Origin of the sequence: Kibdelosporangium aridum (genome assembly GCF_900176515.1) — a bacterium.
In the GTDB taxonomy this organism is placed as follows: Bacteria; Actinomycetota; Actinomycetes; order Mycobacteriales; family Pseudonocardiaceae; genus Kibdelosporangium; species Kibdelosporangium aridum.
Genome location: NZ_FWXV01000001.1, coordinates 1204712 through 1221166 on the forward strand (window position 1 = coordinate 1204712; position 16455 = coordinate 1221166).

Below are 16455 nucleotides of genomic sequence, written 5' to 3' on the forward strand. Positions count from 1 at the left end.
GTGTGGACGGCGCTCCGGTTTGTTTGTACGGTGATCGTCGTGCGACGGACCGTCACTACAGGAACCCATTGTGTGACAGGTCCATCGGGCGCAGGTGTCAAACAAAGACCCGAAACATTTTCGTTGCGACGAAGTTAACCCGCAGAAACGGTTGTAAACGGTCCGGAAACGTCCCGCCGGGGTGGCGCTCCGGTAGTTCACCACTGGTTTCCTTTCACATCCCTTGCCCTGTAGGTGTGGAGGAGGAATCGATTTGAGCGCGCTTTCCTGTCGTGACCTGGTCATTGGTGTGAGCCCGTTCGGCGAGCCCAACGCCGCACTCGTCGTCGCCGTCGAGCGTGCCGGTGGTCTCGGCGTGCTCGACCTCGGCCGCGATCGCGTGCGAGCGCTGGCCGAGCTCGCGCTCGTTCGACGACGACTGGCCGGCCCCTTCGGTGTCCGGCTTGCCCCGGACTGTCCACTTAGTCCGGACGAGCTGGCGGACGACGTCGACACAATCGTTACGCCCCAACTTGTTTCAAGTCCTGGCCGAAGAGTCATCGTTGAGGTGACCTCGGTCGACGAAGCGCGCGCCGCGGTCCTGTCCGGTGCCAGCGGACTGGTCGCACGCGGCAGTGAGTCGGGCGGACGGGTCGGTGAACTGACCACGTTCGTGCTCCTGCAGCGGCTGCTCGCCGAGTTCGACGTGCCCGTGTGGGCGGCTGGGGGGATCGGGCCGAATACCGCTGCCGCGGCCGTCGCGGGTGGGGCTCGTGGCGTCCTTCTGGACAGTCAGTTCGCACTTGCCGACGAAGTCCGTGATTGTCTGAATGTCGAGGTCACGGCCGCAATTTCCGGGATGGACGGCGCCGACACCGCTATTGTCGACGGGCATCGCGTGCTGGCCCGCCCGGGCGCGGGTTATGCCCTGCGGATCGGTCAGGACGGCGCGCTGGCCGATGGGTTGCGGCAATCGTGCCGCACCGCAGGCGGTGTCGTGCAATTAATTCAGAAAACTGTGAAGGCCAATCTCGAATTGGCCGCGCGGAATCCAGCACTGCGGCCGGATGGACCTTTCTGCGCGCGTGCGAATGGACTACGTTACCCGCTCGCACAAGGGCCGATGACCCGCGTGAGCGATCAACCCCCCTTCGCCGAGGCCGTCGCCGAGGCCGGCGGGCTGCCGTTCCTGGCTCTCGCGTTGATGAACGGTGAGCAGACCCGGTCGCTGTTGACCCGGACAGCCGCTCGGCTGGGCACCCGTCCGTGGGGTGTCGGAATACTCGGTTTCGCCGAGCCGGAACTGCGGCAGGCCCAATTGGCGGAAGTCCTTGCCGTCAAACCGCCGTACGCCATCGTCGCGGGTGGCAACCCGGCGCAGGCCCGTGTGCTCGAAGATGCCGGGATCGAGGCGTTCCTGCACGTCCCGTCGCCCGCGCTGCTGCAGAACTTTTTGGACGACGGCGCCCGCAAGTTCGTCTTCGAAGGGTGGGAGTGCGGCGGCCACACGGGTCCGCGATCCAGCTTCACCCTGTGGGAGCAGCAGATCTCGGTGCTGCGGCGCAGGGCGTCGCTCGACGACGTCAGCGTGCTGTTCGCAGGCGGGATCCACGACGAACGCTCGGCCGCGATGGTGTCGGCGATGAGCGCGCCCCTGGTCGACAAGGGCGCGAGCGTCGGCGCACTGATGGGCACGGCCTACCTGTTCACGCGCGAAGCCGTCGAACACGGCGCGATCACCCCGGTGTTCCAGCAGGTCGCGGTGGAATGCGAGCAGACCGCGCTGCTGGAGACCTCACCGGGGCACAGCGTGCGGTGCGCCCAGTCGTCCTTTGTGGACATTTTCGAGCAGGCCAAGGCGGACCTCGCCGACGCGCCCAAGCAAGAAGCATGGGAGCAGTTGGAGAAGCTGAACCTCGGCAGGCTGCGGATCGCCAGCCGCGCGCTCAAGCGCGAGGGGCAGGAGCTGATCGGCGTCGATGCGGACGAGCAGCGCCGGGCCGGGATGTTCATGATCGGTCAAGTGGCGACGCTGCGGTCCGAGCTGACCGACATCGCCAGCCTGCACGAGGAGGTCACCAGCCAGCAGTTCCTGCGGGCCAGGTACGCCGAGCTCGCCGAGCGGCCGGCCGAGCAGCGGGCCGACCCGCTGGACGTCGCGATCGTCGGGATGGCCGCGATGCTGCCTGGCGCGGGTGACGTCGCCGAGTACTGGGCCAACATCGTGTCCGGTGTCGACGCGATCAGTGAAGTCCCGGCCGAGCGGTGGAACCCTGAGCTGTACCAGGACGCCACGCCGTCGCGGTGGGGTGGATTCCTCGATCCGGTCGCGTTCGACCCGCTCGCGTACGGCATCCCGCCGACCTCGCTGACCTCGATCGAACCCGCACAACTGCTTGCTCTGGAAGCCGCGGCGCGGGCACTGCGCGACGCCGGGTACGAGACCCGCGAGTTCGACCGGGAACGCACGTCGGTGATCTTCGGTGCCGAAGCGGGAGCGGACCTGGCCAACGCGTACACCGTGCGGTCGGCACTGCCCGCCCTGTACGGCAGCGCACCGGAAGGGCTCGACGAGTACCTGCCCACGTTGACCGAGGACTCGTTCCCCGGCGTGCTGGGCAACGTCATCGCCGGGCGCATCGCCAACCGGCTCGACCTGGGCGGCGCCAACTACACCGTCGACGCGGCCTGCGCGTCGAGCCTGGCCGCCCTGGACGTCGCCTGCAAGGAACTCAAGGCCGGTACCAGTGACATGGTGTTGTGCGGGGCCGTTGACCTGCACAACAGCGCGCACGACTACCTGATGTTCGCCTCGGTCAAGGCCTTGTCGCCCAGCGGCCGGTGCGCCACGTTCGACTCGGCTGCCGACGGGATCGCACTGGGCGAAGGTGTGGCGTGTGTCGTGCTCAAGCGCTTGGCCGACGCCGAACGGGACGGTGACCGGATCTACGCCGTGGTCAAGGGAATCGGCGCCTCCAGCGACGGCAAGTCCTTGGGACTCACGGCCCCACGCGCCGACGGGCAACGCCGTGCGCTGCAACGGGCTTACGGTTCGGCTGGCGTTTCGGTGAAGGAAGTCGGGCTCGTCGAGGCCCACGGCACCGGCACGGTCGTCGGCGACCGGACCGAGCTGGCGGCACTGACCGAGATGTTCAGTGACGCCGGAGCGCAAGCCGGCAGCGCCACGATCGGCTCGGTGAAATCGCAGATCGGGCACACCAAGTGCACAGCGGGCCTGGCCGGGCTGATCAAGGCCGCGACCGCCGTGCACACCGGGATCCGGCCGGGCACACTGCACGTCACCAAGCCCAATCCCTACTACAAGCCCGAGACCAGCCCGTTCGCCTTCGGCCACCGCACCTGGTCGGCCCCTGCCGAGCAGCGCACGGCCGGAGTCAGCGCGTTCGGGTTCGGCGGGACCAACTTCCACACCGTCATCACCGGCTACGGCGGAGTCGACGAGCCCTGGCACGGCCTGCGCGAATGGCCTGCCGAGCTGTTGGTGTTCCGTGGCTCGGACGCAGCGGCCGCGCAACGGGCCGCCGAGCGGCTCGCCCGGCTGGCACAGGCCAATGAGGACGCGGGACGGCCCAAAGCCTTGCGTGACATGGCAGCGACCGCGGCCGCGATCTCACCAAGCCAGCCGATCCAGGCTGTGGCCGTAGTGACCAACATCGACGAGCTGCTAGACGTCTTGGCAGACGTCCAGGCGTGGCGTGCGTCGGGATCTGTGCGACTGCGCCACGACGGCGAGCCGCCGAAGGTCGCGTTCCTCTACCCAGGCCAGGGCAGTCAACGGCCGGGCATGCTGCTGGATCTGTTCACCGCGTTCCCGCGACTGCAGGAGACGTTGCGGCTGGCCGGTGGACGCTACGAGAGCGTGATGTTCCCGGCCGCGGCCACGACGCCCGAGGAAGCGGAGCGGCAACGAGCCGCGATCACCGACACGACCGTTGCCCAGCCCACGCTTGGCATCGCGGGACTCGCGATGACGGAACTGCTGGCGTGGCTCGGGGTTCGGCCGGACATGGCGGGCGGGCACAGTTACGGCGAACTCGTCGCGTTGACCGCGGCCGGGGTGTTCCAGCCGGAGCAGTTGCTGGAGCTGAGCGAAGCGCGGGCGAAAGCCATCGTCAGCGCGATCGGCGACGACCCGGGCACCATGGCAGCGGTAACGGGCGCGATCGAGGACGTCCGGAAACTCGTGCCGGACACCGTCGTGGTCGCCAACCACAACTCGCCGACCCAGGCGGTGATCTCCGGCGGTACGACAGCGATCGCCGAGGCTGTCGAGCGGCTGAAGGAAGCCGGGCTGTCGGCGCGGACCATTCCGGTCGCGGCGGCGTTCCACAGTCCACTGGTCGCGCAGGCCGAACACATCTTCGCGGACGTTCTCACATCGCAGGAAGTCCGGCAGGCGCAGTTCCCGGTGTGGTCCAATGTGGACGCGGAGCCGTATCGGGACGTGCGGGCGACCATGGCCCGTCAGGTCGCGGCCGAGGTCCGGTTCGTCGACCAGATCGAGGCGATGTACCGGGCCGGTGCGCGGGTGTTCGTCGAGGCTGGGCCGAGCGGTGTGCTCACCGGGCTGGTCCGCAAGATTCTCGGTGACCGGCCGTACACCGCGGTGTCGTGTGACGCTCCCGGCCAGAACGGGATCAGGACCTTCCTCGCCACGCTGGCCGAACTGGCCGTCGCGGGCGTCCCGGTCGACGTGGCTCCGCTGTTCACCGGACGGGCCGAACCGGTCCGGCTCGAGGACATTCCGTCCCGCCCCAAGTGGTTCGTTGATGGAGGACTCGTGCGTGACGCCAACGGAAAAGCGTTGAGTGGCGGCCTGCGCCCGGCCACCGAGGCGCCCAAACTCACCGTCCCAACGGGACTGAACCGGGACGCGATCGTCAAGGAATTCCTCGACGGCATGCGCGAAGCCGTCGCCGCCCAGCGTGATGTGATGCTCGGCTACCTCGGCACGGCGCCTGTACCTGTCAGTGCGCCTCCGGCTCCGGCCGTGATTGCTGAGGTTGTGGCACCCGAGCCGGTGAAGGAGCCGGAGCGGGCCGTCGACGTCGGCACGGTCGTGCTGGAGACGATCAGTGCCCGCACCGGCTATCCGCCCGAGATGCTGGAGCCAGGCCTTGACCTGGAAGCCGACCTGTCGATCGACTCGATCAAGCGGACCGAGATCATCGGCGAGCTCGCCACCGCACTCGGCGTGACCGGCGACAGCACGACTGTCGAGGCGCTGACCCGGATCAAGACCATCGAAGGAATCGTCGGCTGGTTCGGCCAGCGTGACACCACGCCAGCACCTGCGCCAAAACAGGAGAAGGTGGCAGTCGAAGGCGGCCGTCCAGTCCGGCAAGTGCCCACAGTGGTCACCATCGACGCGTGCCCGCAACCCACTTCGCTGGCAGGGCAGCGGGTGCTGATCGTGGATGACGGCGGCAACGTCGGTCTGGAGATCGCCGACCGGATCGAACGGCTCGGTGGAACACCGCACACGGTCGACCAGCTGTCAGGCGTAGACGCTGATTACGTCCTGTACCTCAGCGCGCTCAGGTCGACCGGCGAGCCGACTCTGCCCGAGGCCTACGAGGAGATCCGGGCGTGTCTCACAGCCGGGATCAAGGGCCTGATCGTGGCCACCGCGGGCGGCGGCACCTTTGGGTACGGCGAGCCCGAAGACCACCATGAGCCCCTCGACCTCGGTATGCACGGCCTGATCAGAACGGCCGCACTGGAGTACCCGGACCTGCACATCCGTGCGGTCGACGTGAGTGCGAAGGAAAGCGACTCGCTGATCGCCCTTTCCCTGCTGGCCGAATTGACCACAGTGGACGGCCCGGTGATCGTCGGGCACGCCTCCGGCCAGCGGTACACGATCGAACTGGGCGTCTCGGAGATCCAGGGCGACGGCACGCCTGACCTCGATGAGGACAGCGTGGTGCTGCTGACCGGTGGCGCACGGGGAATCACCGCCCTCGCGGCGATCGCACTGGCCGAGCGGACAGGATGCCGCATCGAACTCATCGGCCGGACAGCCCCGCCGAAGGGACCTGAGGACCCGCGAACAGCGTCGGCTCAGAACGAGGCCGAACTTCGCCGGGCTCTCATCGAGACGGGACTGAAGGACCGCGAAGAGATCGCCGCGCAAGCCCGGCAGATCCTGGCCGAGCGGGAGATCCGCGCGACCATGGACGCGTTGCGGTCCTCAGCGGCGTCTGTGCGCTACCACGCGTGTGATGTGCAGGACGTCGAAGCTGTGCACGCGGTGATCGCCGACATCGCCGGCAGATTCGGCCGGATCGACGGCGTGGTGCACGGTGCGGGCATCCTCGACGACAAGCTGATCGCCGACAAGACCCCGGAGGCCTTCGCCAGGGTCTACAACACCAAGGTCGACGGCGCGCGAGCGCTGGCGAAGGCACTGAGCCACGACCCGAAGTTCGTGGTGTTGTTCGGCAGCATCAGCGGTGTCCTCGGCAACCGTGGCCAAGCCGACTACGCGGCGGCCAACGACACCCTTGATCGGATCGCCCGATTCTGGACAACCCAGACCGACGCGCGCGTGGTGAGCGTCGACTGGGGCCCGTGGGCAGGCAGCGGGATGGCGGCGGATCTCGCCGAGGAGTACGCACGCCGTGGCATCCAGCTGATCGACCCGCGCGAAGGTGTCGCGTGCCTGTTGCGTGAGATCGCGGTTGGTGACGCCGTCCAGGTGGTCTATCAATGCGCCTCGTAGGCAGTGTCGATTCCGTCGCGATCGTCGGCATGGGGGCGTTGTTCCCCGGCGCCGCCGATGTGCCGGCGTTCTGGCACAACATCGTCGGATCGGTCGACGCGATCGGCACGATCCCGGCCGAACGCTGGGATCCGGCCATCTACTACGACCCGTCCGGCGTCCAAGCAAGCGACCGGTTCTACTGCAGGCGCGGCGGGTTCCTCGACGACCTCGCGATGTTCGACCCAACGAGGTTCGGCATCATGCCGTCCACAGTGGACGCGGCCGAACCTGACCAGCTGCTTGCTCTCGGCGTGGCCGCCGAGGCGATTGCCGACGCGGGCGGCGAACAAGCTCTGCCCGACCGGGCGAAGGTCGGGGTCGTGGTCGGCCGCGGCGGCTACCTGACGCCCGGCTGCGCCCGCCTTGACCAGCGCGTCCAAGTCGGGCAGTTGATCTCGGTCGTGCAGGACCTCATGCCCGGAGTCGACGCCAAAGCTCTCCGGCAGGCGATCGCCGAACGGCTCGGCCCCGAGCAGCCGGAGGCATCCATTGGCTTGGTGCCCAACCTGGCCGCGTCCAGGATCGCCAACCGGTTCGACCTGCTCGGTCCCGCGTACACAGTGGACGCGGCCTGCGCTTCGGGCCTTGTGGCCGTCGAGCACGCGGTCCGCGAGCTGATCTCCGGCCGGTGCGACGCGATGCTGGCCGGTGCGGTGCACGTGTCGCATCACCCGACATTGTGGAGCGTGTTCACGCAACTGCGTGCGCTCAGCGTGAAGGAGCGGATCCGGCCGTTCGACCGGGAAGCCGACGGAACCCTGCTGTCCGAGGGCGTCGGCATGGTCCTGCTCAAGCGTTTCGACGATGCCGTGGCCAATGGCGACCGGATCTACGCCGTGATCCGTGGTGTCGCAACGGCGAGTGACGGCCGGGCGACGAGCATGATGACGCCGAACCCGGAAGGCCAACTCCTGGCCGTGCGCAGAGCTTGGCACGAAGCCGGACTCGAACCCGGCGACGGCCTCGGCCTGATCGAAGCGCACGGCACGGCGACACCGGCCGGTGACGCGGCCGAGCTGAGCACGATGATCAAGGCGTTCGGTGCGGTGGGAGCTCAGGTCGGAATCGGCACGGTCAAGTCGATGATCGGGCACGCGATGCCCGCGGCGGGGATGGCCGGGCTGATCAAAGCCGCTCTCGCCGTGCACCACGCGACTTTGCCGCCGACACTGCACATCGAGGACCCGCATCCGGCCCTCGCAGGCACCCGGTTCGAGCCCGTACTCGAACCGAAGGCGTGGGACGGGTTGCGTCGGGCAGGTGTGAACGCCTTCGGCTTCGGCGGAATCAACGCACACGTCGTTCTCGAGCAAGCGAGCGACTCAGGCGCAGTACAGCCGGATCCGTTGGCGCCCGTGCTGTTCCTCTCGGCGAACTCGGCCGAGGAACTCGAACGGGAACTGCTGGCCGAAGACGCCGATCTGCTGAGCCGGGCCGCGCTGCGGACTCGGGCGCAGGACAAGCCGTGCCGGTTGGTGATCTGGCAGCCGGACGCCCGCAGGCTCAAGCTGGCCCGGCAAGTCGTGGCCAGGGGTAAGAAGTGGACCGGCAGGCACGACATCTGGTTCTCGCCGAAGCCGTTGCTGACCCGCAACGACCAGATCGCCTTCCTGTTCCCCGGGTTCGAACAACGCGGCACGGCCGAGCTGTCCGGTGAGGAGTCAGTGGTCGACCACGCGCTGACGTTGCTGCGAGCCGGTCGGCGGCAGGCGCACAAACTGCGGGAAGCCGGGATCGTGCCGAGTGCGATGGCCGGGCACAGCATGGGGGAGTGGACCGCGATGATCGTCGCGGGCATCTACCCCACGATCGACGAGTTCGTCGAGTCGCTTCGCCCAGGCATGGTCGGGGTCGCGGACGTGGTCTACGCGGCGCTCGGTTGCTCGGCGGAGAAAGCCCAGGCGATCCTGGACGAGCTCAGGGTCAACGTGGTCGTCAGCCACGACAACTGTCCACATCAGTCGGTCATCTGCGGACCGGCGCCAGACCTCGCCAGGGCCGCGGAAAGCCTCAAGGAACACGGAATCCTTGCCCAGATCATGCCGTTCCGGACCGGCTTCCACACTCCGGCGCTCGCCCCGTACCTGCAGGGAGCCAAGGCCACGGTCGAGGCTCTCGCCGTGCATCCGCCGTCGATCCCGGTCTGGTCCGCCACCTCGTTGGCGCCAATGCCGGACGACCCAGCCGCGATCCGGGAACTCGTGCTGCGGCACCTCGTCGAACCCGTCCGGTTCCGGCCGCTGCTGCAACGGTTGCACGACCACGGGATCCGTGCGTTCGTCCAGGTCGGTGCGGGGAGCTTGCCCGGCTTCGTCGAGGACACGCTGACCGGCCAGGGTTTCGTGGCCATCGCGGGCGATTCCGAGCATCGGGCCGCCGCGGCTCTGTGGGCGTTCGGTCTGCAGCGCGGTCATGGCGGAAAACGACTCTCGCTCGGCCTCAAGCCTGTCAAGCTTGACCCCATCACCGTCGACCAGCCAGTGACCGTGGACGCTTCGACCGCGGTGGGTGTTGCCCTGAGCGCGGTTCTGGCGGAGACCACGGCGGTCGCGCGCGAGGTCGCCGACGCACTGGCCGCGCCCAAGCCGACCGAAGTCGAGCTGAGCAGGGTCTTCTCGGTACAGACCATGCCGCACCTGGTGGACCACTCGATCTTCCCGCAACCCGATGGATGGCACGATCTGTCCGACGGGTTCCCGATCGTGCCGATCACCGGCCTGGTCGAGGTGATCAAGGACGCGGCCAGGGCCGTCGCCCCATCCGGTGTGGTGAGCGCGGTCGAGTCGGTACGAGCCATGCGTTGGCTGGACGTCGAGCCCGCGCGTGAAGTCCGCATCACAGCCAAGCTGGACGGCGACGTGGTTCGTGTCCGCGTCGGCGACTACGCCGAAGGGCTCGTGCGAATCGAGCCTGCCTACCCGAAGCCAGAAGACCGTGCCTATCCGCCATTGCAGGCACCCCGCCCAGCTCCGGTGAAAGCGAACGAGCTCTACGACGAAGGCTGGATGTTCCACGGCCCAAGGTTCGCCGGTGTCTCGAAGATCACCACGTTGGCGGAGAACGGGATCACCGGTGCGCTGACCGTCCTGCCCGCGCCCGGAGCGCTGCTGGACTGCGCTGGACAGCTGATCGGGCACTGGATGCAGGTCAGCCGGGACGTCGACCAGACCGTGCTGCCCACCGGCATCGGCGCGATCCGGTTCTACGGACCGGATCCCGAGCCTGGGACGCGGATCTCCTGCGAGGCTTGGATTCTGGACGTCACCGCGGAGACGATGCGGGCGGACGCCGAACTGCGGACCGAGAACGGCGAAGTCTGGTGCCGGATCGACGGCTGGACGACCCGCCGGTTCACCACAGACGACCGGATCTGGCAGGTCAAGCTGCGTCCCGAGCACAACACACTGGCCGAACCCCACAACGGCGGCTGGGTGCTGGTGACCGAGAAATGGGCCGACGACAGCGCGACCCGTGAACTCATGGCCCGCCGGTACATGACGGCAGCCGAGCGCGCCCATTACGAGAGCCTCGACCTGAGAACCCGGCGCCAGTGGTTGCTCCGCATGATCGCAGCCAAGGACGCGGTGCGCCGCTGGCTGTGGAACCGTGGCGCCGGCGCGATCTTTCCAGTCGAACTGACGGTGACCGACGACGGCACCAAGGTGAAGGTTCGTGGCGCGTTCGCCACACCCAAGGTCTCGGTCGCGCACTGCGCTGACCCAAGCAAGCCCTCGGCCGCCGGATGTGCGGTGGCCATCGCTGGTGATACCGACGTCGTGATCGACATCAAACCCGGGGACGCGACCGAACCGGGTGCGGCTGTCGTCACGGATCACGGAACGTCCTATGTGGTCGCATGGCAGCAGACGGGAGAGCAGCGTGTCTGAATCGGAAGTGCTTGACGAGGTGATCAGGCTGATCGTCGAGGTGGTCGGCGAGGATGTGCTGCTCGGGATGGAAGTCACCGCGGACACCACGTTCAGCGACGACCTCGGCCTGGAGAGCATCGAGTTCGTCGCACTGGCCGACAAGCTGCGCGAACGCTACGGCAGCCAAGTCGACCTGGTCGCGTTCCTCGGCGACATGGACATCGACGAGATCATGGCGATGACCGTCGGCCAGCTCGTCGGGCACATCCAGGCGCAACCCGCCGCGAGCACCGGCTGAGACCGTGGCTCACATCCCCGCCCGTGGCCTGAAGTTCCACGTCCAGCAGCTGGGTCCGGAGAACACCGGACCCACAGTGGTGTTCGTGCACGGCCTCGTGATGGACAACCTGTCCAGCTTCTACTACACCCTCGCGGCACCCCTGGCACGCAACGGGGTCCGCACGATCCTGTTCGACCTGCGCGGGCACGGCCTGTCCGCGCGGCCGGAAACCGGCTACACGCCACAGGAAAGTGCGCTCGACCTGATCGCGATCCTGGACGAGCTGGGTGTTGAGGAGCCGGTGTACCTGCTGGGCAACAGCTACGGCGGCATCGTCGCGATGCACGCGGCGCTCAAGGTCGCCGAACGCGTTGCCGGGGTTGTGCTCGTGGAGGCAGCGTGTGCGGGGGAGTCGGGCGAGGAGTGGGTCGAGGACATCGTCAACACGTTGAGCGTGGCGGCGCTGGGGCTGGAGTTCGACCGGACCGGCGAGCAACTGATCAAGCTTGGTCAGCGCAAGGTCGCCAAGCTGGCCAACAACGCGGATGCCTTGCTCAACAAGACTTCGCTGATAGACGACCTCGTCTCGGGTGCTTTGCTGTCCGAATCGGACCTTTCCCAGATCCAGTGCCCGGTGCTCGGGGTGTTCGGTGCCGAGTCGGAACTCGTTGGCGCGGCGAAGGATCTGGACCGGCTCGTGCCGAACTGCGAAACGCACGTGATCCCCGGCCTCGGGCACACCGTGCTGCGTGAGGCGACAGGGGAGCTGATCGACCGGGTGCTTGCTTGGTTGGAGCGCGCATGAGCAGATTCCTGTTCGTCGTGCCACCTCTCACCGGGCACATCAACCCGACCGTCGGCGTTGGCGCGGAGCTGCTGCGGCGTGGTCACGAGGTCGCATGGGTGGGCCATCCCGCCACCCTGGAAGCCCTGCTGCCCCTCGGATCCCATGTGTTCCCTGCGCTCGACGACCGGCTGGAAGCCGAAATCCAGGATGCCCGGCAGCGCTGGCTTGAGCTCAAAGGCATCGCGGTGCTGAAGTTCCTGTGGGAGGAGTTCCTGATCCCGCTGGCGCACGCGATGATCCCCGGTGTCCAGGCCGCGGTGAAGGACTACCAGCCGGACGTGCTGATCGCCGACCAGCAAGCGCTCGCTGGGCCGGTCGTGGCCCAGGACTTCGGCGTGCCGTGGGTGACCAGCGCGAGCACCCCGGCCGAGCTGATCCGTCCACTGAAGACGATGCCAAAGGTCGAGGAGTGGGTGCTCGGCCAGCTGCACGACTTGAGCGGATCCGACATCCGGTTCTCCGAGATCCTCGTCCTGGTGTTCACCTCACCGCTGCTGGTCGGTGACACATTCCCGCCGAACTACGTCTTCACCGGCCCGGTTCTGGAACACCGGCCCGACCGCGGTGATTTCCCGTGGGACTGGCTCGCCGAGGGAAAACGCAAAGTCCTGGTGTCGCTGGGAACGTTGAACGGCGCCGCCGGGCACCGGTTCTTCGGCGAGGTGATCGAGGCCGTCACGGACATGCCGGACGTGCAGGTGGTCATGGTCGCTCCGCCGCTGGAAGCTCCGCGGAATGTCCTTGTGCGGGAGCATGTCCCGCAACTGGCACTGATGAAACACATGGACGCGGTGATTTCGCACGGCGGCCACAACACTGTCTGCGAGACGCTGGCACACGGGCTGCCGCTCGTCGTCGCTCCCATCCGGGACGACCAGCCGATCATCGCGCAGCAGGTCGTGTCCGCGGGCGCGGGAATTCGCCTGAAATACCAACGAGTCCGGGCCGGTGAGATCCGCACGGCACTGGCCGACGTGCTGACAGACCCGGAGTACGCGGCCAACGCGACCCGGGTACAAGAGTCCTTCCGGCTCGGCGGCGGTGCGTCCGCTGCGGCTGATCATCTCGAGGCGGTGGTGGCATGATCGCGTGGATCCTGTTCGGCCTGGTAGTGGTCTACCTGGCGCTGGACACCCTGCGGCTGCGGGGACGAGCCAGTCAGGTACGGGTGCTGCCCGCGGCATCCGGAGACTCCGAGGACTTCCAGTCCTTCCCGGCGGAGTTGCCCGCGGACGTGCGGCAGTCGGCGATCGAGTTCGCCAGAACCGAGGATCTCGGGCTGGTCGACCTCGTTCCGGCCAACCTGCCGACGGTCGCCGCGCTCGACCTGCTCAACCAGGTCGACCCCAAGACCTACCGGGGCGGCCGCTGGATTCGCGGGACCAGCGCGGGCGAAGCGATCCTCTACAGCCGCAAGGCCGTGGACAAACTGGACATCAAGGACCCGGCCGATCCCACCGAGTTCGTCACCGTTGCCCGGCGTGTGAAAGACCGGGAAGGTGTCAGTGTCGACCTCGCCGTCGCGCCCACCTTGCCCGCCAACCCGTACGACCTGTCAACGCGGAAAGCACGACTGCGCAAGTACGGCAAGCGCCCCGCACTGTCCACTGTGGCCTCGGTGATCGGATACCTCGCGGTGCTCGGCGCGACTCTGTGGACGTGGCCGTGGGGCTTGATCGCGGCCGGTCTGTACAGTCTCCAACCGCTGCTCGTGTTCGCCGGAACTCCGTTGCGACCCAAAGACCTCTGGTTGACGTCGGTCTTCCGCGCGGTCTACCAGCCGTACCTGTGGATCAGGACGCTCAGCGGAACTTGGCGCACGGAAGCGGAAATCCAGCAGGAGAAGGATCTGCTGGCCTCGGCGCCGTCCTATCGGGACGAGATCGAGCGCGGCACCGACCGGTTCTTCGAGCCACGCAGGGAAAGCTGCCCGACCTGCGGCGCGGTGCAACTCGAGCGGATTGTCCGCAGTGTCGACCTCGTGCAGCGCAAGCCCGGTGAGTTCACGATGGACCGCTGTGTCTCGTGCGGGCACGTCTTCCAGAACCCGCGGCTGTCCACCGCCGGTCTGGACTTCTACTACCGGGACTTCTACGACGGCCACGGCGCCAGCGCGGCCGAAGCCGTGTTCGCGGGCAAACCCGACCCGTACTACGACCGGGCCAAGATGGTCGTACCGTTCACCACGCCCCGCAACTGGCTGGACGTCGGCTCCGGGCACGCGCACTTCTGCCGAGGTGCCAAGGAGATCCTGCCGGACACGCGGTTCGACGGCCTCGACCAAGGAGCGTCCATTGAGGACGCCGTGACGCTCGGGTGGATCACCGAGTCCTACCGGGGGAACTTCAAGGACTTCGCCGACCAGTTGCGCGGCCGTTACGACGTGATCAGCATGCACCACTACCTCGAACACGTCCGTGACCCGTGGGACGAGCTGGACATCGCCGCGGACACACTGTCCGACGGCGGATACCTGCTGATCGAGGTGCCCGACCCGGAATGGCGGCTGGGCAGGCTGTTCGGCAGGTACTGGATGCCGTGGTTCCAGCCGCAGCACCAGCACATGCTGCCGATCGAGAACCTGAAGAAGGCACTGGCCGAGCGTGGCCTGCGACCGGTCGCGGAGGAACGCGGCAAAGCCCACCTCTGCAACGACTTCGTGCTGTCCAGCTACCTGTTCCTCGCCAGCATCGCGCCACGGTCACCATCGCCGTGGCGCCCGGCCAAACCGAAGCTGAAGGCGCTGCGCAGCGCGGCCGTCTGGTCGGTGGGCATCCCGTGGCTGATCGTGGCGGGCTTGCTGGACAAGACCGTGAACCAGGCCATCGCCAAGCGCACCGACCGCGGCAACGCCTACCGAGTGCTTGCTCGCAAGGAGAGCTCGTGATCGACCTCGCTGACCGGCCGGACGTCTCCCCGGAACTTCGTCTTGTGCCCCATGCCTTCCGGGAGGCGTACGGCCGTTCGGCCGAAGGCGTCTGGTATGCGCCCGGCGTCGTCAGCGTGCTGCCGGGTTTGTCCGTGTGCGGACGGTGGGGCGCGATCGTCGCGGGTGAGCGGCGGGACGACGGGATCATTGAGCTGGCGTCCATCAACAAACCCGCCGAGCCAGTGGTCCTTCCATCAGATGATGTGCCCAGTTGGGCGAAACCGGTGGTCCAGGTGGCCGAACGCCTGCAACCCGGCGGCGCCACGTTGTTGTGCAGTGTGGACCTTCCGGCTGGCAGCGGGTTGTCGTCGCAGACCGCGTTGGCATGCGCGGCTGCGTTGGCGCTGCGTGATCTGTGCCATCCGAGCATGCCCTTGGGACATCTCGTGGATGTTCTCGCGCAATCGCAGCCGCAATCGCGGGTGGAGGCGGCATTCGCGGGATACGAAGTGGGCGTTGACATCGCGGGCGCGCGGTTGCTGATTGTCGACACCCGCGTCCGTCGCGACACACCGGTGCGGCTGACGGACTACAGCATCCGGCAACACGGTTCGGTCGAGCAGCTCGGGCAGGATCTGACGGACTTCCACCGTGCCCAGCAAACCGAGACCGAACAGGACATCGCTGTTGCCGCAGCGCTAAAAGCCGGTGCGCTTGGTGCAACGATGCTGGTGGACGACCCGGGACGACCTGTTGTCGCGCTCGCCACGCCCGATCGCGTCGCCGCGGTGCGGGCCTATGTGTCCGGTGCCTTCCGCCGCGAAACGCTCACCGCACCGAGGTATCTGACCATCCGGCCGTCACCCGGCGCCCGCAGAGTCACCGGATAAATGCCGTATGCCGCCCGTCGCGCTGCGTGAACCCGTACTGTAGACGGTGATCAGCGACAAGCAGACGGGACTAGTTGGATGACTCGGGGTGATGAATCGTCGGAAGTCCGGGACGCTCCTCTCCGGATGGACACGACGAGAGCGAGTGTCCCCCGGGTCTACGACGCCCTGCTCGGCGGCAAGGACAACTTCCAGGTCGACCGGGACGTGCGCGCGCGTTTCCTGGAACTGGACCCGGAGTTCCTGCGTGCGGTGCTCGACCGTCGCGACTTCATGATGCGAGTGACCCGGTACCTCGCCGGTGAACTGGGCATCAGCCAGTTCCTCGACCTGGGTGCCACGTTGCCAGAGGCGGAGAACACACACGAAGTCGCGCAACGGCTCAACCGTGAGTCGGCCATGGTCTATGTCTCTCTGGATCGCGGTGTGCTCGCCCATGGCCGTGCGCTGGTGGCCGACAACGACCGGACCCACATGGTCGAGGCTGATTTCCGCAAGCCACGGCAGGTGATCGAGCACCCGACCGTCGCCAAGCACCTGGACTTCAGCCAGCCGATGGCGGTCTACCACGTCGGCACCATGCAGCACGTCCGTCCGGAGCGCGACCCGGCCGGAATCGTCGCGGACTACATCGACGCACTTGCACCGGGCTCATATTTCGTCTTCGCGCATCTGATCGATCCGGTCGAGGACGAAGAGCTGTCCAAGCTCGCCAATGCCGTGCGGGACGTCTACGTGAACGCCCAGGTCCCGCTGTGGCTGCGGACCCGCGAAGAGATCGAGGGCATGCTCGCCGGCCTTGAGTTGCTCGATCCCGGGCTCGTGCTGCTCGCGGACTGGTGGCCGGACGGCCCACGCCTGCAACCGCTCGGCCGTACCCAGCGGCTCGCGTTGGGCGCGGTCGGCCGCAAGCCCTGATGTCACAATCCTGAAT

The 16455-nt window shown here is 67.4% G+C and carries 8 protein-coding genes; all 8 read left to right on the forward strand.

The window, feature by feature from the left end; all coding sequences use genetic code 11:
• Nucleotides 1–253: 253 nt before the first annotated feature.
• The 8 genes from B9C43_RS05110 (at nucleotide 254) to B9C43_RS05145 (ending at nucleotide 16439) form a co-directional block, all read left to right on the forward strand.
• Complete coding sequence (locus tag B9C43_RS05110) at nucleotides 254–6724, forward strand: type I polyketide synthase (protein ID WP_235038435.1); 6471 nt, start codon at nucleotides 254–256, stop codon at nucleotides 6722–6724.
• Nucleotides 6712–10653, forward strand: coding sequence for a type I polyketide synthase (locus B9C43_RS05115; RefSeq protein ID WP_084424868.1), 3942 nt, complete (start codon nucleotides 6712–6714; stop codon nucleotides 10651–10653). The genes B9C43_RS05110 and B9C43_RS05115 overlap by 13 nt, the downstream gene beginning before the upstream one ends.
• The gene (locus B9C43_RS05120) at nucleotides 10646–10933 is read left to right on the forward strand and encodes an acyl carrier protein (RefSeq protein WP_200825422.1); all 288 of its coding nucleotides are present in this window, start codon (nucleotides 10646–10648) and stop codon (nucleotides 10931–10933) included. Before B9C43_RS05115 ends, B9C43_RS05120 begins: the two co-directional genes overlap by 8 nt.
• A 4-nt stretch (nucleotides 10934–10937) precedes the next feature.
• Nucleotides 10938–11720 (forward strand): alpha/beta fold hydrolase, encoded by a 783-nt coding sequence (locus tag B9C43_RS05125; protein ID WP_033391846.1) that lies wholly within the window; start codon nucleotides 10938–10940, stop codon nucleotides 11718–11720.
• Entirely contained in the window at nucleotides 11717–12847 is a 1131-nt protein-coding gene (locus B9C43_RS05130; RefSeq protein ID WP_084424869.1) for a glycosyltransferase, read from the forward strand. The genes B9C43_RS05125 and B9C43_RS05130 overlap by 4 nt, the downstream gene beginning before the upstream one ends.
• The gene (locus B9C43_RS05135; RefSeq protein WP_084424870.1) at nucleotides 12844–14649 is read left to right on the forward strand and encodes a class I SAM-dependent methyltransferase; all 1806 of its coding nucleotides are present in this window, start codon (nucleotides 12844–12846) and stop codon (nucleotides 14647–14649) included. Before B9C43_RS05130 ends, B9C43_RS05135 begins: the two co-directional genes overlap by 4 nt.
• A complete protein-coding gene (locus tag B9C43_RS05140) occupies nucleotides 14646–15521 on the forward strand; it encodes a GHMP family kinase ATP-binding protein (RefSeq protein ID WP_084424871.1) in 876 nt (291 codons plus the stop codon). Before B9C43_RS05135 ends, B9C43_RS05140 begins: the two co-directional genes overlap by 4 nt.
• 126 nt (nucleotides 15522–15647) lie before the next feature.
• Nucleotides 15648–16439, forward strand: a complete 792-nt coding sequence (locus B9C43_RS05145; RefSeq protein WP_084424872.1) for an SAM-dependent methyltransferase — start codon at nucleotides 15648–15650, stop codon at nucleotides 16437–16439.
• Nucleotides 16440–16455: the final 16 nt, after the last annotated feature.